Source organism: Parahoeflea alexandrii (assembly GCF_024105735.1).
Taxonomy (GTDB): Bacteria; Pseudomonadota; Alphaproteobacteria; order Rhizobiales; family Rhizobiaceae; genus Hoeflea; species Hoeflea alexandrii.
Genome location: NZ_JAAAML010000001.1, coordinates 1,541,384 through 1,558,941 on the forward strand (window position 1 = coordinate 1,541,384; position 17,558 = coordinate 1,558,941).

18 protein-coding genes are annotated in these 17,558 nt (G+C 62.8%); 10 read left to right on the forward strand and 8 right to left on the reverse strand.

The annotated features are described in order from the left end of the window. The first annotated feature begins 23 nt into the window (after positions 1-23). Positions 24-680, forward strand: coding sequence for a GyrI-like domain-containing protein (locus tag GTW23_RS07095; protein ID WP_252915207.1), 657 nt, complete (start codon positions 24-26; stop codon positions 678-680). Positions 681-721: 41 nt separating this feature from the next. Here the strand turns inward: GTW23_RS07095 and GTW23_RS07100 are convergent, their stop codons facing one another. The 4 genes from GTW23_RS07100 to GTW23_RS07115 are packed head-to-tail and all read right to left on the reverse strand — an operon-like array spanning position 722 to position 3,596. After that, on the reverse strand, positions 722-1,333 hold the full coding sequence (locus tag GTW23_RS07100) for a glutathione S-transferase family protein (RefSeq protein ID WP_252915208.1): 612 nt from the start codon (positions 1,331-1,333) through the stop codon (positions 722-724). Then, positions 1,330-1,956 (reverse strand): DedA family protein, encoded by a 627-nt coding sequence (locus tag GTW23_RS07105; protein ID WP_152008446.1) that lies wholly within the window; start codon positions 1,954-1,956, stop codon positions 1,330-1,332. Before GTW23_RS07105 ends, GTW23_RS07100 begins: the two co-directional genes overlap by 4 nt. Beyond that, the gene (locus tag GTW23_RS07110; protein ID WP_152008447.1) at positions 1,953-2,381 is read right to left on the reverse strand and encodes a hypothetical protein; all 429 of its coding nucleotides are present in this window, start codon (positions 2,379-2,381) and stop codon (positions 1,953-1,955) included. Before GTW23_RS07110 ends, GTW23_RS07105 begins: the two co-directional genes overlap by 4 nt. Before the next feature lie 3 nt (positions 2,382-2,384). Next, positions 2,385-3,596, reverse strand: a complete 1,212-nt coding sequence (locus tag GTW23_RS07115; protein WP_152008448.1) for an NADP-dependent isocitrate dehydrogenase — start codon at positions 3,594-3,596, stop codon at positions 2,385-2,387. Between the two features lie 326 nt (positions 3,597-3,922). Here GTW23_RS07115 and GTW23_RS07120 point away from each other — a divergent pair, with 326 nt between their 5' ends. From GTW23_RS07120 to GTW23_RS07135, 4 genes are all read left to right on the forward strand, one after another. After that, the gene (locus GTW23_RS07120) at positions 3,923-4,747 is read left to right on the forward strand and encodes an RNA methyltransferase (RefSeq protein ID WP_252915209.1); all 825 of its coding nucleotides are present in this window, start codon (positions 3,923-3,925) and stop codon (positions 4,745-4,747) included. Continuing rightward, the gene (gene murI / locus GTW23_RS07125; RefSeq protein WP_252915210.1) at positions 4,744-5,535 is read left to right on the forward strand and encodes a glutamate racemase; all 792 of its coding nucleotides are present in this window, start codon (positions 4,744-4,746) and stop codon (positions 5,533-5,535) included. The genes GTW23_RS07120 and murI overlap by 4 nt, the downstream gene beginning before the upstream one ends. Before the next feature lie 139 nt (positions 5,536-5,674). Then, positions 5,675-7,195, forward strand: coding sequence for a helicase HerA domain-containing protein (locus tag GTW23_RS07130; protein WP_252915211.1), 1,521 nt, complete (start codon positions 5,675-5,677; stop codon positions 7,193-7,195). Between the two features lie 374 nt (positions 7,196-7,569). Continuing rightward, a complete protein-coding gene (locus tag GTW23_RS07135) occupies positions 7,570-7,962 on the forward strand; it encodes a GFA family protein (RefSeq protein WP_252915581.1) in 393 nt (130 codons plus the stop codon). 128 nt (positions 7,963-8,090) lie between these two features. Here the strand turns inward: GTW23_RS07135 and pepT are convergent, their stop codons facing one another. Further along, positions 8,091-9,323, reverse strand: coding sequence for a peptidase T (pepT, locus tag GTW23_RS07140; RefSeq protein ID WP_252915212.1), 1,233 nt, complete (start codon positions 9,321-9,323; stop codon positions 8,091-8,093). Positions 9,324-9,720: 397 nt separating this feature from the next. On the opposite strand from pepT, the gene rpsD reads away from it, so the two are divergent. From rpsD to GTW23_RS07160, 4 genes are all read left to right on the forward strand, one after another. Next, positions 9,721-10,338 carry a 30S ribosomal protein S4 gene (gene rpsD, locus GTW23_RS07145; RefSeq protein WP_152008454.1) on the forward strand — a complete coding sequence of 206 codons (618 nt, stop codon included), beginning with the start codon at positions 9,721-9,723 and terminating at the stop codon, positions 10,336-10,338. 90 nt (positions 10,339-10,428) lie between these two features. After that, a complete protein-coding gene (locus GTW23_RS07150; RefSeq protein WP_252915213.1) occupies positions 10,429-11,358 on the forward strand; it encodes a glutaminase in 930 nt (309 codons plus the stop codon). Positions 11,359-11,480: 122 nt separating this feature from the next. After that, complete coding sequence (ttcA, locus tag GTW23_RS07155) at positions 11,481-12,332, forward strand: tRNA 2-thiocytidine(32) synthetase TtcA (RefSeq protein WP_252915582.1); 852 nt, start codon at positions 11,481-11,483, stop codon at positions 12,330-12,332. Beyond that, on the forward strand, positions 12,329-13,165 hold the full coding sequence (locus GTW23_RS07160) for an inositol monophosphatase family protein (RefSeq protein WP_252915214.1): 837 nt from the start codon (positions 12,329-12,331) through the stop codon (positions 13,163-13,165). Before ttcA ends, GTW23_RS07160 begins: the two co-directional genes overlap by 4 nt. 12 nt (positions 13,166-13,177) lie before the next feature. On the opposite strand, the gene GTW23_RS07165 is transcribed toward GTW23_RS07160, so the two are convergent. Continuing rightward, positions 13,178-14,425 carry a multidrug effflux MFS transporter gene (locus GTW23_RS07165; RefSeq protein WP_252915215.1) on the reverse strand — a complete coding sequence of 416 codons (1,248 nt, stop codon included), beginning with the start codon at positions 14,423-14,425 and terminating at the stop codon, positions 13,178-13,180. A 323-nt stretch (positions 14,426-14,748) separates the two neighbouring features. On the opposite strand from GTW23_RS07165, the gene GTW23_RS07170 reads away from it, so the two are divergent. Further along, positions 14,749-15,780 (forward strand): Gfo/Idh/MocA family protein, encoded by a 1,032-nt coding sequence (locus GTW23_RS07170; protein ID WP_252915216.1) that lies wholly within the window; start codon positions 14,749-14,751, stop codon positions 15,778-15,780. A 23-nt stretch (positions 15,781-15,803) separates the two neighbouring features. On the opposite strand, the gene GTW23_RS07175 is transcribed toward GTW23_RS07170, so the two are convergent. Further along, positions 15,804-16,820 (reverse strand): DUF1176 domain-containing protein, encoded by a 1,017-nt coding sequence (locus GTW23_RS07175; RefSeq protein ID WP_252915217.1) that lies wholly within the window; start codon positions 16,818-16,820, stop codon positions 15,804-15,806. Between the two features lie 15 nt (positions 16,821-16,835). After that, positions 16,836-17,549 (reverse strand): TIGR02453 family protein, encoded by a 714-nt coding sequence (locus tag GTW23_RS07180; protein ID WP_252915218.1) that lies wholly within the window; start codon positions 17,547-17,549, stop codon positions 16,836-16,838. Positions 17,550-17,558: the final 9 nt, after the last annotated feature.

Here is a 17,558-nt window from a genome sequence, read left to right on the forward strand (position 1 = left end):
GCGTGGCGGTTGGAGAGGCTGACATGGACAAGATCGATTTCAAGAAAACCGACAGGACATTCTACACGGGTAGGACCGACCGGTGGGAACTGGTCGATGTTCCCGAATGGCAGTTTCTAAGTGCCGAAGGGCAGGGCGATCCGCAGTGCTCGCCCGGCTACACCGCGGCCGTTTCCGCACTCTACAGCCTGTCCTACGGGCTGAAGTTCCGGTCGAAATCGGTTCATGACCGCGATTGCGTGGTCGGCCCGCTCGAGGGGCTGTGGTGGGCCGATGACATGCAGGCGTACAGGGCAGGCGACCGGGCGGCGTGGAAATGGCGGATGATGATCCGGCAGCCGGACTGGATCACGGATGCGGATCTCGAGGCCGTCCGTGCGACGGTGCTGGGCAAGATCAAGGGTGCCGAGGCCGAAGCCTCCAGGGGCGCGATTAAGGCTGTGGCTTTGAACGCCTACGAGGAGGGACGTTCGCTGCAGCGGCTCTATTTCGGCCCTTATGTCGACGAGGCGCCGCTGCTGATCGATCTGCACGACCGGTTCATGCCCGAACATGGCTATCAGCCTGCCGGGCTGCACCACGAGATCTATCTCAACGATCCGCGAAAGGTGGCGCCGGAAAAGATCAGGACGCTGTTGCGTCAGCCTGTGCGCGCGCTGGCGGCCGAGCAGGAGAGGTAGACGGGCTTCCGGCGGTTGTTCGGCAGCGGCATGCCGCAGTATCAGGCCTTTGGCTCCAGTGCCTGGGCGCGTTGCCACCAGTTCATCAATCGCGGCGCATGGCTGGCCATGTCGTTTCCGGCGGCGCTGTCGATGATGTAGTCCATGCAGGCGGCGAGATAGGCATCGGCGAGCGTCGGCCTGGCGCCGCACAGCCATTCAGGCCCGGCAAGCGTTTCAAGTGCTGCGAGAACAGCGCGGCCTTTGCCCAGCGTCCCGGGCTTCGGTTTCCTGCCTTCCGATTTCGGCACGTAGAGTCCCCAGACAAGGACCGGGTAGACCTGGGTGTCGACGATCGAAATGAACTGGTTCATGCGGGCGCGACCGGCCGCATCATCGGGTTGCAGCGGCGGGCCTTCGAAGCGATCATCAATGTAGCGGGTGATCGCGAGCGTCTCGTAAAGGGTGAGATCGCCATGATGCAGGATAGGGATCTTGCCGAACGGGTGCCCCGCAAGGCGGGCCCGGGCGGGGCCGTCCCCGGCAAACACATCGAGGGCTTCGAACCGGAAGGGCACAGCCTTCATCCCGAACGTGGAAAGGCAGATGCGCGTGTAGACGCTGTAGCTCGCGCCATACAGGACAGGAATTACCCGATCGCCCGGAGATTTCATCGCTCTTCGTCCCGATCCTCGTGTGCCCTGGTCTGCGTTGCGCGAACGGCATGCAACAACCGCCAGCCGAGAAAGGCTGCCAGAGCCAGCATGGCGAGCGCCATTGAAAGGTTGCCCAAAATACCGGCCAGGGTCTCGATGTTCGAACCGAAACTGTAACCCAGTGCAATGTAGATCGACACCCAGACAACTTCACCGGCAACGCCCCAGAAAGAAAAACGCGGCCAGGAGAGGCCGGCAATGCCGCTGGCGATGTTGATGGCCGGGCCGAGCGGCGTGAACAGCCAACGGGTGAAGAACACGCCGCTTCCGCCCCATCTGGCGAGATGCGGCTCTGCGGAGCGCGCCTTTCTGGCCATTCTGCCGCGAAAGCCGGGGCGGCCCTCGGCGGAAAGGATGACGAAGCGCCCCGCCAGATAGCCTCCCTGATCACCCAGGACGGTCCCGCCCAGCGCCCAGATGAAGGCGTTTGCCAGGCCGGTGTCGCCATTGGCGGCCAGTGCCCCCAGTGTGAGCAACGCCAGGGATGTGGGCAGCGGCACACCCATTTGCCCGATGGCCAGCAGCAGGGCGGCTGCGGGGAGGCCATAGCTGGTGAGGAACTCCAGCAGGGTTGCGGTCATGGCTGGGGATCGGATGGCGCAGAGGCGCGTGGCAGCGGCGGGCGGGCAGCGTTGAGGCCGGCATCGGGAACGCCGCGGATGGCGCGATCGAGCCTGATGGCCTCGATGATCCTGTCGGTCAGGGCGTCGAGCGACTGACGCTGGTCGTTGGCGATCCTGATCAGCGGGCGGCGGTCCGGGCCTGTTTGCGGCAGGCCGATGGCATCGTGAACCAGTTTCGGGTCAACCCGGTAGGAGCGGGCGACATAGCGGACGGTCATCCAGCCTTCGATCGGTTCGTCCTGATGCTGCTGCCAGTAGACAAGAAAAACGCCGGCGCGGATGATGAACACCAGCGCCAGCGTCAATGTCAATGCAAAGGCAATCGTGAGCCACCGGTTTTGCCGCCACAACCGCTTGAGCGTGACGGCAGGTCCGGTGGCCATGGATCAGCCCATGGCCTTCTGCAGGTTCTCGTCGATCTTGTCGAGGAAGCCGGTGGTCGAGAGCCATGGCTGGTCGGGACCGATCAGCAGCGCCAGGTCCTTGGTCATGAAGCCCGATTCGACGGTCTGGATGCAGACCTTTTCCAGCGTTTCGGCGAAGGTGGCGAGCTCGGCATTGTCGTCGAGCTTGGCGCGGTGGGCCAGGCCACGGGTCCAGGCGAAGATCGAGGCGATCGAGTTGGTCGAGGTTTCCTCACCCTTCTGGTGCTGGCGGTAGTGACGGGTCACGGTGCCGTGGGCGGCTTCGGCTTCCACCGTCTTGCCATCCGGCGTCATCAGGACCGAGGTCATGAGACCGAGCGAGCCGAAGCCCTGGGCAACGATGTCGGACTGCACGTCGCCATCATAGTTCTTGCAGGCCCAGACGTAGCCGCCGGACCATTTCAGCGCGGAAGCGACCATGTCGTCGATCAGGCGGTGCTCGTACCAGATCTTGGCTTCGTCGTACTGAGCCTTGAATTCTGCATCGAAGACTTCCTGGAACAGATCCTTGAAGCGGCCGTCATAGGCCTTGAGGATGGTGTTCTTGGTCGACAGGTAGCACGGCACGCCGCGCATCAGCGCATAGTTCAATGAGGCGCGGGCGAAATCGCGGATCGAATCATCAAGGTTGTACATCGCCATGGCGACGCCGGAGGATGGTGCGTCATAGACTTCGTGCTCGATGGTCTCGCCGTCATCGCCGACGAACTTGATCGACAGCTTGCCCTTGCCGGGGAACTTGAAATCGGTGGCGCGGTACTGGTCGCCGAAAGCATGACGGCCGACGATAATCGGCTTGGTCCAGCCCGGAACCAGGCGCGGCACGTTCTTCATGATGATCGGCTCGCGGAAGATGACGCCGCCAAGGATGTTGCGGATGGTGCCGTTGGGCGAACGCCACATCTTCTTGAGGCCGAATTCCTCGACGCGGGCTTCATCGGGGGTGATGGTGGCGCACTTGATGCCGACGCCGTGCTTCTTGATGGCGTTGGCGGCGTCGATCGTGACTTGGTCGTTGGTCTCGTCGCGATACTCGACCGAAAGGTCGTAATAGTCGATCGGCAGATCGAGGTAGGGCAGGATCAGCTTTTCCTTGATGAACTGCCAGATGATGCGTGTCATCTCATCGCCGTCGAGATCGACCACGGGGTTTGCAACCTTGATCTTTGCCATTCTTATTTGACCTTTTGAGAGGGTTGTCGGGGGGCGGCAGAAAACCGCCCGTTCAGTTGGCGCTTCTCATAACAAAACAGTTGCGGGCGCACAACATGCAGGCCGGCCGTTCAGGCGGGATCGCGACCAAAGCCTGATATCGCGCCGGCGCGACAGCTTTCGAACCTACCGTTCAGATTGACTGTGCAGACGTCGGGCTCTAGGCATGTCCGGATTGGTAATGGAAGATCTGTGCTCGTGAAAACCAATATGCCTTACCCCCGCTGGTCCCGGTATCCCGGCCGGGCGGCGTTGTTTCTGCGTTGCGCCTGGCTGGGAGCAAGCTAGTGGCCGGAACCGACCGAAATCGTGAACTGATGACCGGCGGGCCGGCGATCATCCTGGTGGAGCCGCAGCTGGGCGAGAACATCGGCATGGTGGCGCGCGCCATGGCCAATTTCGGCCTGTCCAATCTCAGGATCGTCAATCCGCGCGACGGCTGGCCCAATGACAAGGCGGTGAGTGCTGCGGCGAAGGCCGATCACGTGATTGCCGCGGCAGTGGTGTACGAGACGCTGGAAGCAGCCGTTGCGGACCTGAACTTTGTCTATGCCACCACGGCGCGGCCGCGCGACGGGCACAAGCCGGTGCGCGGGCCGGTGGAGGCGGGCGAAGTGCTGCGCGGGCGGGAGAATGACGGCGAGAAGACCGGGATCCTGTTCGGGCGCGAGCGCATCGGGCTGCGCAACTGGGAGGTGGGGCTTGCCGACGAAATCGTCACCTTTCCGGTCAACCCGGCCTACGCCTCGCTCAACATCGCCCAGGCCGTGCTGCTGATGTCGTATGAATGGATGAAATCTGGGCTTTCGAGCCCGCACGAGACCGCGTTTTCCACGCCCGAGGTGGAGCCGGCGCCGAAGGCGGATCTGTTTGGCCTGTTCGACCAGATCGAGGAGGGGCTTGAGGCGCGCGGCTATTTCCGCTCCGAGACCAAGAAGATGAAGGCGGTCGACAACTTGCGCGCCGTGCTGACGCGGCCGGGGTTTTCCAGCGATGAAATTGCCGTGCTGCGCGGTCTTTTCGCCTCATTTGACAGGTTTGCTCGCCCTGGACAGCGCGTGCCCGGCGCGGGCAGTGAGCCTCTGGACGAAGGGCGGGGTAACGAGGAATGAGCGAGCGGCCGGTTCTGGTCTTTGACAGCGGTATTGGCGGATTGAGCGTGTTGCGCGAGGCCCGGGTGATCATGCCGGGAAGGCGATTCGTCTATGTCGCCGATGATGCCGGCTTTCCCTATGGACGCTGGGAAGAAGGCGCGCTCAACGACCGGATCGTCGGCCTTTTCGCTGGCCTGATCGAGCGTCACAACCCGGCCCTGGCGCTGATTGCCTGCAACACCGCATCGACCATCGTCATGCCCTCGCTGAGGCAGGCCTATCCGGACCTGCCGTTTGTCGGCACGGTGCCTGCGATCAAGCCGGCCGCGGAACGGACCCGCTCGGGCCTGGTCTCGGTGCTGGCGACGCCCGGCACGGTGAAACGGCAGTATACGCGGGACCTGATCCGTGACTATGCCGACACCGTGCATGTGCGGCTGGTGGGATCGGAAAACCTCGCCGAACTGGCCGAGACCTACATGCGCAAGGGCTTTGTCGACGAAGCGGCGGTGAAGGCCGAGATCGAGCCTTGTTTCGTCGAGAAGGACGGGCAAAAGACCGACATCGTGGTGCTTGCCTGCACGCATTTCCCGTTCCTGGTCAACCGCATGCGCAAGCTCGCGCCATGGCCGGTGGACTGGATCGATCCGGCGGAAGCCATCGCCCGGCGGGCGCTCGCGATCGTCGAGACCATGCCGGGCGGCCACGCGCTGCCCGACGCGCGCGACAGCGTGGTATTCACCTCGGGCAAGCCCGATTACAGCGCGCTCAGACTGATGCACGGGTTTGGATTGACCGCCGGCTGAGGCCGTCCGCCGGGCACGAAATCCTGTGTATTTCACGTATCAGCGGCGGCAGGACCGGCAAATTCTGTTAGGGAATGCGGTGGCCTGGTGGTGGCCGAATCGCAGAACTGTCGCGTCGCGTTCACGGAGTAAAGCCAAGGTGCAGGTCGGAATTGACATGGGAAGCTTGACGGGCGGACAGCCAGCCAAGCTCGACATCGAAGAGCTGCTGGCGACCCGTCTCCTGGTGCAGGGCAATTCGGGCTCGGGAAAGTCGCATCTGCTCAGGCGCCTGCTCGAGCAATCGGCGCAATGGGTGCAGCAGGTGATCATCGATCCCGAAGGCGATTTCGTCACGCTGTCTGAAAAGTATGGCCACCTGGTGGTCGAGGGCGAGCGCAGCGAGGGCGAGCTTGCCGGCATCGCCAGCCGGATAAGGCGGCACCGGGTCTCCTGTGTCTTGTCGCTCGAAGGGCTCGATGTCGAGCAGCAGATGCGCGCCGCGGCCGTTTTTCTCAACGCCATGTTCGATGCCGAGCACGAGTTCTGGTATCCGGTGCTGGTGGTGGTGGACGAGGCGCAGATGTTTGCGCCCGCCGTCGGCGGCGATGTTTCCGAGGACGCGCGCAAGATGTCGCTCGGCGCGATGACCAATTTGATGTGCCGCGGCAGAAAACGCGGGCTGGCCGGCGTCATCGCCACCCAGCGGCTGGCGAAACTGGCCAAGAACGTGGCGGCGGAGGCCTCCAACTTCCTGATGGGCCGGACCTTTCTCGACATCGACATGGCCCGTGCTGCCGATCTCCTGGGCATGGACCGGCGCCAGGCGGAAATGTTCCGCGACCTGCAGCGCGGCAATTTTGTCGGCCTCGGCCCGGCGCTTTCGCGGCGGCCGCTGCCGATCGCCATCGGTGCGGTGGAAACCCAGGCGCGATCCTCGAGCCCGAAGCTGATGCCGATGCCGGAAACCGTCGAAGACGTCGAAGATCTGATCTTCACCCCCGATCCGGAAGAACTCACCCGGCCACCCGCACGCCGGGCGCGTCCGGCGCCGCGGCCGACCACCGATATCCTGGCCGAATTGTCGCGCGCCACGCCCTTGCAGGATCAGCCGATGGCGCGGTCTGGCGGGGAGGCGGCAAGCGCCGGCGGCCTGTCGGCGGAAGAGCGCGAGGAGCGGGTGGCCGCGGTGCTCTCGGAAATCCTCGCCGATCCGGAGTCCGGCTACCGGACCGATGCCGCGCTCTACCAGGATTTCCTGGTGCGGCTGAGGATGCGGCGGGTGACCGGCTCGCCGATGCCGCTTGCCGAATTCCGCCGCCGTGTCGCCATCGCCCGCTCGGGCGTCGACGTCGAGACTTCGGCCGGCGAGGCCTGGGCCACGGCGCTGAGGCTCTCGGCGCAGGTGTCTGAGGATCTGCAGGGCGTGTTCCTGATGCTGGCGGTGGCCGCGATCCGGGCCGAGCCGTGCCCGTCCGACGCCCGCATTGCGCGGGCCTACGGCACCCACTCGGCGCGGCGCGCGCGCAGGCTGCTCGGCTATTTCGAGGAGCAGGAGCTGATCATCGTGCACGCCGATCATTCGGGAAAACGCATCGTCGGGATCCCGGAGCTGCAGGCGGAGACAGCGCCGGGAGCCGCGGATGCGCCGGACGAGAACGCGGCACAGGCGGCGGAGTAATCAGGCACTGTTTTCCTCGCTTTGTGGGAGACGAGGTGTGGAGTACCGCTGTGAAAACGGCCCCACCACCGCTGCCCAGAAGCGCCCTTCACAAGTCAGAATTGGATAGAAGGCCGTTTCCGGGTTTTCGTGTGTGGCCTGGCGGGTGAGCCCGGTCGGATGAATTTTTCTGGAGTTTGAGTCGGGCCCGCATTCTGTTGCTTGCTCGCCGTTCAGGTTGAAATTCCTGAACCTGCGGTTCTGGCCCGTGTTTCATTCACCCGGAAACAACGAGGTGTCGCATTGACGTAAGGACACAATCCTTGCTTGATCATGGGGGTGAGCAATGAGCTCATTGGCGAGTGATCTTCAGTATGCAGCCTAAAGAGGTGATGATGGCAAGCAGGTCAATACATCTTGGTGGGTGTCTTTGCGGCGCGATCCGTTTCGAAGCTCGAGCGCCAGCGTCAAACCCTCACACCTGCTCGTGCAAGATGTGCCAGCGTCATACCGGGTGCCCTACCTCGGTCTGGGTGGATTTTCCAAAGGACGCGGTGTCGTGGACCGGGCCGGGAGGTCCTCCGTCGGTGTACCGATCATCGGACTACTCCAGTCGCGCTTTTTGCCAAGTATGCGGCAGCACTCTAGGCGCTATTGATGATCAGCCCACGATTGCCTTGCTGGTGGGCTGCTTTGACAAACCCGGCCGAAGTGATCTTGTTCCCGTGGCACATTCCTACACTGGAAGTCGCCCGAAATGGTGGGGCATCAAGGTTCACAGCAAATAGGCTTGCATGATTTTCCTGTCTGATCTGGCGCCGGGGAACAACTGTGATGACAACAATGGCGGGTTTCCCGCTACCAGGCTGTTGAGCCGGATTGTGACCAGGAGCGGCAGTCCACAGTCAACTGTGTTTCACGCCCGCTCCTCCCAGACCTTGACCAGTTCGACGATCGTCTCCACCGACTTCTCCATGTCCTGAACGCTGATCCATTCGAGCGGCGAGTGGTAGGAGTGGCCGCCGGTGTAGATGTTGGGGCAGGGCAGGCCCATGAAGGAGAGCCGCGAGCCGTCGGTGCCGCCGCGGATCGAACTGGTCACCGGCTCGAGGCCAACGCGGCGGACGGCTTCGATGAGATTGCCGACGATCTCGGGATTGCGGTCGAGCACTTGCTTCATATTGCGGTACTGCTCGGTAACGGTGAAGCGCATGGTCGAGCCGGGATAGGCTTTCATCACGTCTTCCGCGATGGATCTGAGCAGGTCTTCCTTTTGGGTGAGGCCCTCGTTGACGAAATCACGAATGATGAACTTCACATGTGCCGCGTCCATTGATCCGGATATGTCGGTCGGATGGATGAAGCCCAGGCGGCCGTCGGTTGTTTCGGGCGCCAGATCCCTGGGCAGCCGTGCGACGATGTCTGAGGCGATCTTGATGGCGTTCTCCATCACGCCCTTGGAGGTGCCCGGGTGCTGGGCGACGCCCGAGATCTCGATGTCGACGCCATCGGCGGAGAAGGTCTCGTCGTCGATCTCGCCGATGCGGCCACCGTCTAGCGTGTAGGCGAAGGCTGCGCCAAGCTTGGCAATATCGACCTTGTCGGCACCGCGGCCGATTTCCTCGTCGGTGGTGAACAGGATCCTGATGGTGCCGTGCCGGATCTCCGGGTTGGCGATCAGAGTGGCGGCGGCGGTCATGATCTCGGCGATGCCGGCCTTGTCGTCGGCGCCGAGCAGGGTGGTGCCGTCGGTGGTGACGATGTCGTGGCCGATCTGGTGCTTGAGGTCGGGATGCTCTGAGACCTTGATGATGCGGGTTGTGTCGCCGGTGAGCTGGATATCGCCGCCCTGGTAGTTGCTGACGATATTGGGCTTGACGTTGGTGCCGGTGAAATCGGGGGCGGTGTCCATGTGCGAGCAGAAGCAGATGACCGGAACGTCCTTGTCCGTGTTGGCGTCAAGCGTCGCATAGACATTGCCGTGCTCGTCCATGTGGGCGTCGGAGAGTCCGAGAGCCAGCAACTCCTCGACCAGAACGCGGCCGAGATCCTTCTGCTTTTCCGTCGAGGGCTGCGCGTGCGATTCCGGATCTGACTGGGTGTCGATGACGACGTAGCGGAGCAGGCGGTCGAGAACGGTGTCTGTCATGGGAGAATCCGATTCCAATTGGGGCATGCCCTGCTATACCGATCCTTGCGGGCTTGGGGAACATCGGCTTGACGCGGCATTGCGCTGCCGTCGCCGCCATCCATTGATGACCGGGGATGCAGGCAGGGATGCCTGCGCCGGATCGGGCGCATGCCGGCAATCCGTTTTGCGGCATCTGCCTTTTGCTGCAAGCGTTGACAGCCACGGCACGATGTTCTAGAGACCCGGCCAGCGCGAGGGTTCATGCCCTCGCGTTTTCTTACGTGTCCCGTGGACGGTTTGTCACAATGCGTGCGTGAACCGTCCTGTCAGGTCTCGAAAACGGGGGCCAGAGGAGGGCGCGTTTCCTTCATCCGGTTTGACAACAGACCGGTGTAACCTTTTGAGAGGAAATGCGATGAGCAAGCGCGAATCGGCAAAATACAAACTTGATCGCCGTATGGGCGAAAACATCTGGGGCCGTCCGAAGTCCCCGGTCAACCGCCGCGAATACGGCCCCGGACAGCACGGCCAGCGCCGCAAGAGCAAGCTTTCCGACTTCGGCGTGCAGCTGCGCGCCAAGCAGAAGCTGAAGGGCTATTACGGCGATATCTCGGAAAAGCAGTTCCGCAAGATCTACGACGAAGCCAACCGGATGAAGGGCGATACGCCCGAGAACCTGATCGGCCTGTTGGAATCGCGTCTGGACGCCATCGTCTACCGCGCCAAGTTCGTCGCCACGATCTTTGCTGCCCGCCAGTTCGTTAACCACGGCCATGTCACCGTCAACGGCAAGCGCGTCAACATCGGTTCGTACCGCTGCAAGCCGGGCGATGTGGTTGCGGTCAAGGAAAAGTCCAAGCAGCTGGCCTTCGTCATCGAAGCCTCGCAGCTGGCCGAGCGTGACGTTCCCGAATACGTCGAAGCCGATCACCACAAGATGGCTGCCACATACGTTCGCGTGCCGGCCCTGTCGGACGTTCCTTACGCCGTCGTGATGGAACCGAACCTGGTCGTCGAATTCTATTCGCGCTGATCCCTTTCCGGGTCGCGTCAGATCAAGGCCGCCCTTCGGGGCGGCTTTTTTGTATGCGAAGACATGAAGGTCCAGCTCCGGAGATCGCCGATGACTGATCTGCAAGAGGTTCTAGACGAGATTGCCGCCGAGGCCGCCAGTGTCGAAGATTGCGGCGTGGTGGCGCAATATATTCCCGAACTTGCCAAGGTCGATGCGAAGCAGTTTGGCATTGCCGTCACCCTGCCGGATGGAACCGTCCACTCGGCGGGCGATTCGGCGACCGGTTTTTCCATTCAGAGCGTGTCGAAGGTGTTCACCCTTGCTCTGGCGCTGGGAAAGCTCGGCGATTCGGTGTGGAGCAGCGTCGGGCGCGAGCCATCTGGCAACCCGTTCAACTCGATCGTTCAGCTGGAGCAGGAAAAGGGCCGGCCGCGCAATCCGTTCATCAACGCAGGCGCCATCGCCGTGGTTGACCTGATCATGGCCGGGCATCAGCCGAAGGAGGCGATCGGCGAGATCATCCAGTTCATCCGCCATCTTGCCGATGATGATTCCATTCTGATCGACGAACATGTGGCGCGCTCGGAAACCGCGCATGGAGACCGCAACGCGTCGCTGGCGCATTTCATGCGGTCCTTCGGCAATATCGATCATCCGGTCGACCATGTTCTGGGCGTCTATTTCCACCAGTGCGCGCTGGTGATGAACTGCCGGCAGCTTGCGCGCGCGGGGCTGTTTCTGGCCAGCCAGGGGCGTGACCCGGTGACCGGCGCGCAGGTGGTTTCGGAACAGCGCGCACGGCGCATCAACGCCATCATGCTGACCTGCGGCCATTACGACGGATCGGGTGAATTTGCCTTTCGCGTCGGCCTGCCGGGCAAGAGCGGTGTCGGCGGCGGTATTCTGGCGATCGCGCCCGGCAAGGCCTCGATCGCGGTCTGGTCGCCGGGGCTCGACAGGGTCGGCAATTCCAAACTCGGAACGGCGGCGCTGGAACAATTGGCCCGGCGGATGGATTGGTCGGTGTTCGGGGCTTGACGGAGCTGCGCAAAGCCATCATGCCCGGTGGCATGAACGAGACACTTCAGACCCCAAACGTGCAGGACACCGGCACCGATCCGTCACCGGAGCGGGAGGCCGCGCCTGCGCTTGCGGACGCAATGGAGGCCGGGCCGTCGCTTTATGCAGAGGCTCCGTCAAGCGTGTCTTTCAACAAGCTGCGCAAGCGGCTGATCCGCAATGTGCGCCAGGCGATCGAGGATTTCTCCATGGTCGGGCCGGCTGCGGGCGGGACCGGCAAGCGGCCGCGCTGGCTGGTGGCGCTTTCTGGCGGCAAGGATTCCTACGGGCTCTTGGCGCTCCTGATGGACCTGCAATGGCGCGGCATGCTGCCGGTTGATCTCATCGCCTGCAATCTCGACCAGGGGCAGCCGAATTTCCCGAAACGCATCCTGCCCGATTATCTTACTGCCCATGGCGTGCCGCACCGGATCGAGTACCGCGACACCTATTCGGTGGTGACCTCGAAGGTTCCCGAAGGGGCCACCTATTGCGCGCTGTGCTCGCGGCTGAGGCGCGGCAATCTCTACCGCATCGCGCGCGAGGAAGGCTGCGAGGCGCTGGTGCTTGGCCATCATCGCGACGACATTCTCGAGACCTTCTTTCTCAATTTCTTCCATGGCGGACGGCTGGAAGCGATGCCGCCGAAGCTGCTCAACGATGACGGCGACGTGATGGTGCTCCGCCCCATGGCCTATTGCGCGGAAGAGGATCTGGCGCGCTTTGCCGAAGCGCTGAAGTTTCCGATCATTCCGTGCGACCTGTGCGGATCGCAGGATGGCTTGCAGCGCAATGCCATGAAGCTGATGATCGGCGACATCGAGCGGCGGATGCCCGGCCGCAAGGATTCGATGATCCGGGCGCTCTCCAACACGCGGCCTTCCCATCTGCTGGACAGATCGCTGTTCGATTTTGCGGGACTTACCGTTCAATCCAGGAAGGTGGATACATGAGCACTCTGAGTTCAGGGGACATGGACTGGCTGGCGGCTCTGCTGCTGGATGTGGGCACGGCGGAAATCATGCCGCGGTTCCGCAATCTCGGTGATGGCGCGGTTCATGAGAAGACCTCTGCCGCCGATCTGGTCACCGAGGCCGATGTCAACGCGGAACGGGTGATCACCGATGCGCTGCTGCAGCGATTTGACAGCGCCGTGGTAATCGGCGAGGAGGCCGTTTCAGAAAATCCGGCGCTGCTCGAGGGCTGGAGCAGGGCCGAGGGGCTGGCTTTCGTGGTCGATCCGATCGACGGTACCTTCAACTTCGCTTCAGGGGTGGCCCCGTTTGGGGTCATGCTGGCGGTCGTCGAAGCCGGCGAGACCATCGCAGGTATCATACACGATCCGGTTGGCAAGGACTGGATCATGGCCGAGAAGGGCAGCGGCGCGATCCTGCGCCGGCTCGATGGCCGCGAAACCGCGCTTCAGGTTGCCGAGCCGGCCGGGGCGGTCAACCGGATGATCGGCTCGGCCTCCTGGCAATACATGCCCGAGCCCGAGCGCAGTACTCTGGCGCGCAACCAGGCGCTTTGCCTGGGCAGCGTCGCCTATCGCTGTGCCGCGCAGGAATACCGGCTGCTTGCCGGCGGCCATATCCATTTTGCGCTCTACAACAAGCTGATGCCCTGGGACCATCTGGCGGGCAGCCTGATCACCACGGAAGCAGGCGGCTATGTCCGCCGTTTCGATGGCAGCATCTACCGGCCCGAACACACCGATGGCGGCGTGCTTGCGACCACCGACATCGACAGCTGGAACATGGTGCGTGAGGCGCTTTGGCGGGGCTGATCCTGATTCACATCAGTCCGGCGTTCCGACGCCGAACAGCCGGCCTTTCTCGGCGATGAGCACCATCACCACCGCCACTGCGGAGACCAGGGCGTAGCCGGCTGCCAGCGGGAACACCGTGCCGTCATAGGCCTGGCCGATCAGCGCGCCGACAAGTCCACCGCCGACGGTCTGGGCAAAGCCCAGCGTCGACGACGCGGTGCCGGCAATGGCGCCGAGCGGCTCCATGGCGATCGAATTGAAATTGGAGCCGACAAAGCCGAACAACGGCATCATCAGCATGGAGATTCCGAAGAACAGCCAGAACGGGATCGGGCCCATCGCGGTCAGCCCCGCAAGCAGCAGCGAAAAGCCGAAATAGGCGAGCAGCGCACCATGGGACAGACGGCGCTGGCCAAAGCGTCCAACAAGCCGTGAATTGATGAATGATGAGCCGGCCATGACAACGGCCACCGCCGCGAAAGCGATCGGAAAGTAGGATCCCAGACCATAGATGTCGACATAGATCGGCTGGGCCACATTGAGGAAGCCGAAAAGCGAACCGAAGTAGAAGCTCGTCGCCAGCGTGTAGAACAGCGCGATCCGGTTCGACAGCACGATGGCGAAGGCCTGGCTGATGCTCTTCACGGTCAGCGGGCGGCGGTTCTGCTCATGCAGGGTCTCGGGAAGGCGAAACAGCGCCCACATGCCAACCGCGAGAGAGACAAATGCCATGAAAATGAAGATGAGGTGCCAGTCGCCGGCCAGAATGATCACCTGTCCGATCATCGGGGCGAAAACCGGGACGACCATGAAGACCATCATGACCAGCGACATGGTGGCCGCCATGCCGCGGCCCGAATGGGTGTCACGGACAACGGAAATGGCAATGACGCGGGTTGCAGCTGCGCCGACGCCCTGCAGAAACCGTGAAATCAGGAGAAACTCGAAACTCGGCGCGAAGGCCCCGGCGACCGCGCACACGGCATAGAGCCCGATACCGATGAACAGGGGAGCGCGACGGCCGTAGCGATCGGACACCGGCCCAAAAAACAGCTGCGCCAGGCCGAAGCCGATCACATAGGACAGCAGGATGTGCTGAATCCGGTTGGCATCGGTGATTCCATAACTGCCGGCGATGTTGGGGAACGCGGGCAACATGATGTCGATGGCCACCGCATTGAGCGCCATCAGCGAAGCGATGATGGCGATGAATTGCGGGCGGCCAATTCCGCCGATGGTCGCAGGTGGGCTGACGGCGGTTGCCGTTGTTCCGTGCATGGGGATGCTGTCCTATCGGAACCAGAGCGCGTTAAAGCGCCCGGTTGATTTTCGAAGCTGTCTTTGCAATGGACGCCGCTCGGCGCACCATTTGCCTGGACTTGACCGGTCCTGAGATCAGAAGGCAGGCCGTTCTGGCTTGTGCCGGTTTCGTTCTTAAACCCGGTTTTCCGATCCGGCAAGCCTCGGAATTTCATGAGAGTTCGGCGAAACGGTGCAGTCACGGCGGATGGTCTTTCAGCGACGACACAACATGGCTAGGCTTGTCCGGGACACCGGGTGCGGCCGGATCAGAAACTCTGCCAGAAAGGGAGATGCGGGGAATGAATGGAGAGCGGCCTGTGCGCCTTGCCCTGATCGGTCTCGGCATGGCGGCCAAACCACATCTTGAAGCCCTGTCGGATCCGGGAAAGGGCATTGATGTTGCGGGTATTTTCAACCGCAGCCGGGCGAAAGCGGAGAGTGTCGCTGAAGGCCGCGGCTATCAGGTTTTTGACAGTCTGGAGCAGATTGCAACCGATCCCGGCGTGGATGGCATCATCCTTGCCACCCCACCGGACCAGCGGGCCGAGATTGTCGGGATGATGGCTAAGGCCGGCAAGCATATCCTGATGGAAAAGCCGGTTGAGCGGACGGTATCAGCCGCTCGAGGCCTGGTGGAGACATGCGAGCGTCATGGTGTGCATCTGGGCATTGTGCTGCAGCACAGGTTTCGCGCCGGAGTCCGGCATTTGCGCACCCTGATGGAAGATGGCGCCCTCGGCGAGATCGGGCTGGTGCGGGTCGTGGTGCCCTGGTGGCGCGGCCAGGATTACTACGACCAGCCGGGGCGCGGCACCTATGCGCGCGATGGCGGCGGTGTTCTGATCAGCCAGGCCATCCATCCGCTTGACCTGATGCTGCATCTTGCCGGACCGGTGGTCTCTGTTCAGGCGATGTGCGCCACTACGCGCCTGCACCGGATGGAAGCGGAGGATTTCGCTACCGCAGGCGTCCGCTTTGCGTCCGGCGCGGTTGGCACGATCATGGCGACGACGGCGAGCTATCCGGGTTCGGAGGAAACGATCACGCTTGATGGTGCGCTTGGCACGGCGGTGCTCAGGGCAGGACAGCTGACGGTTTCCTGGCGCGATGGACGGCGAGAGGAGACCGGGGAACCGGCGGCAACCGGCGGCGGGGCCGATCCGATGGCGTTTCCGTGCGACTGGCACAGGGCGGTGATTGAGGATTTCGCCGGTGCAATCCGCGACAACCGTCCTCCTGCGATCACCGGGCGCGAGGCGCTCAAGGTCCATGCGTTGATCGATGCGATCACACAGTCATCGCAACAGGGTGCCATGGTGCAGCTCGGGTGATGCCCGGCCGCCGCCAGGCCGGCTCAAGGATTCTGATAAACCAGCGGAAAGCCTGCCGGATCGGACTGAACGCCGTCACATAGCGTCTTCTCGCGGAATTCGCGCAGCACGAATTCGACCGTTTCGCCCTCGGCATCGACCAGCTGGAACCGGCTGAAGGAGCCGCAATCGCCGCCACTGTCGAGCGAATAGGAGGTGACGCTGCCGCTGGCCGGATCGACACTCGCGTTCAACAGTTCGGCGTCATCATTCATGCCCATGCCGGGTGGAGCGGGGAACGGGAGAATGGTCGCGTGATCGGGATAGCCGGCCCATGTCACCGCAAACACGCTTGATCCGCTGGCGGCGTAGAGATTGCACGGTACTTCCCACAAGGTCACTTCGGTGTTGATGGCATAGGCGGAGGAATAGCCAGCGGTGGCTTGCGGCTCGCACTGAGGCGCATCGGCGGCAATGGCGCGAAGCACCGGCGCGGGGACAGCCGAGAGGCTGTCATAGCCGACCGGCGCACCGAGGCTGAGACCAGACGAGGCCGGCGCCATTGCCGCCTCATCGGCACCGGCGCCGGGGCAGCCATTCAGGCCCTTGACCCTTATGGCAAAGGGGAACTTGTCGTTCCTGAGGAAGGTCAGGCGTCCGTCGGTGACCTCGATGCCGTCATCGGTGCGGGTCTGCTCAAGGATCTCCATCATCACCGTCAGCCTGGCGTCCGGGTCGCGATAGAGGCGGAACGGCTCGAGCATGCCGGTGTCGGCCGAGCCGATGTCGAGCCGGGAGATCTCGATGACATCGTCGCCGATCTTGACCCATCCCGGCAGCGCCTCGCCATCGGGGATCGGCGCGAAGAACACATAGGCGTATCGGTCTTCCGACGGATCGCGGTTGTTCTGCCAAAGCGCGAAGCGGCATCCATCCCAGCCCTGAATCACGTTCTCGCCAAACAGCTTGAGGTCGATCTCGTTGGCATCGTCGGCGGCGGTCGGAACCGGCAGCAGGGCAACGGCGAAGGCCAGCAGGCCGAACAGGGATTTGAGGTGCATGGCCGTGTTTCTTTCCTAGCGGTTGGGTTCGTCGCGGGCGGCGCGCACCGGGTCGATGACGCGCCAGCCGAAATTCAGGAACGGCTGCGCCGCGATGGCAAGTTCGGTGAGGTCATCGAGCAGCGCCGTGCCTTCGAGCCTGTCCGGGGAGAAACGCCGCGACAGGGTCAGGTGCCTCAGCCGAAGCAGATCGATGATCGCCGGATCGGTGATGTCCTCAAAACCGCGCGGGGTGCGCTTGAGGCTGTTTTCCTGGTCGAAGACAAACCCGAGAGCGGTGAGCGGATTCAGCGCCGTGTCGAACTGATCCTTGCGTGCAACGATGGCCTCGCGGAAGGCGCGCAATTCATCGGATTCCATCGAATAGAAGCCGACGGCGAGAAAACTGTCGTCCGGAGAGACGTGGAAATAGAGCAGCCCCTGGTCCTTCTTGGTGCCCGAGCGGGTGATGACCGCGCTGACATGGGTGTTGTAGGGGTGTTTTTCCTTGGCAAAACGGACGTCGCGGTTGATGCGGAAGGTTGAGGTCTTGCGGGAGCAGGTGAGCGGGATCTTCTTTTCCGCGAGCCGCGCAGCCAGATCGTCAATCAGCCGTCCGCGCGGCTCGTTGAGATGCTCCTCGAAGATGGGCTTGTTCTCGTGAAACCATTCGCGGTTCTGGTGAAAGCCGAGCGCCTTGAGGAAGGGCAGGGCCTTGTCGCCGAAACCTGTGTAAGTGGTGTCTGTCATTGATGCCCG

Coding starts and splice junctions, on each gene's coding strand:
- GTW23_RS07135 (WP_252915581.1), top strand. CDS start 7,570: ATGGCAAGCAGGTCAATACATCTTGGTGGGTGTCTTTGCGGCGCGATC.
- GTW23_RS07115 (WP_152008448.1), bottom strand. CDS start 3,596: ATGGCAAAGATCAAGGTTGCAAACCCCGTGGTCGATCTCGACGGCGAT.
- rpsD (WP_152008454.1), top strand. CDS start 9,721: ATGAGCAAGCGCGAATCGGCAAAATACAAACTTGATCGCCGTATGGGC.
- GTW23_RS07170 (WP_252915216.1), top strand. CDS start 14,749: ATGAATGGAGAGCGGCCTGTGCGCCTTGCCCTGATCGGTCTCGGCATG.
- GTW23_RS07165 (WP_252915215.1), bottom strand. CDS start 14,425: ATGCACGGAACAACGGCAACCGCCGTCAGCCCACCTGCGACCATCGGC.
- GTW23_RS07095 (WP_252915207.1), top strand. CDS start 24: ATGGACAAGATCGATTTCAAGAAAACCGACAGGACATTCTACACGGGT.
- ttcA (WP_252915582.1), top strand. CDS start 11,481: ATGGAGGCCGGGCCGTCGCTTTATGCAGAGGCTCCGTCAAGCGTGTCT.
- GTW23_RS07180 (WP_252915218.1), bottom strand. CDS start 17,549: ATGACAGACACCACTTACACAGGTTTCGGCGACAAGGCCCTGCCCTTC.
- GTW23_RS07160 (WP_252915214.1), top strand. CDS start 12,329: ATGAGCACTCTGAGTTCAGGGGACATGGACTGGCTGGCGGCTCTGCTG.
- GTW23_RS07175 (WP_252915217.1), bottom strand. CDS start 16,820: ATGCACCTCAAATCCCTGTTCGGCCTGCTGGCCTTCGCCGTTGCCCTG.
- GTW23_RS07100 (WP_252915208.1), bottom strand. CDS start 1,333: ATGAAATCTCCGGGCGATCGGGTAATTCCTGTCCTGTATGGCGCGAGC.
- GTW23_RS07150 (WP_252915213.1), top strand. CDS start 10,429: ATGACTGATCTGCAAGAGGTTCTAGACGAGATTGCCGCCGAGGCCGCC.
- pepT (WP_252915212.1), bottom strand. CDS start 9,323: ATGACAGACACCGTTCTCGACCGCCTGCTCCGCTACGTCGTCATCGAC.
- murI (WP_252915210.1), top strand. CDS start 4,744: ATGAGCGAGCGGCCGGTTCTGGTCTTTGACAGCGGTATTGGCGGATTG.
- GTW23_RS07110 (WP_152008447.1), bottom strand. CDS start 2,381: ATGGCCACCGGACCTGCCGTCACGCTCAAGCGGTTGTGGCGGCAAAAC.
- GTW23_RS07105 (WP_152008446.1), bottom strand. CDS start 1,956: ATGACCGCAACCCTGCTGGAGTTCCTCACCAGCTATGGCCTCCCCGCA.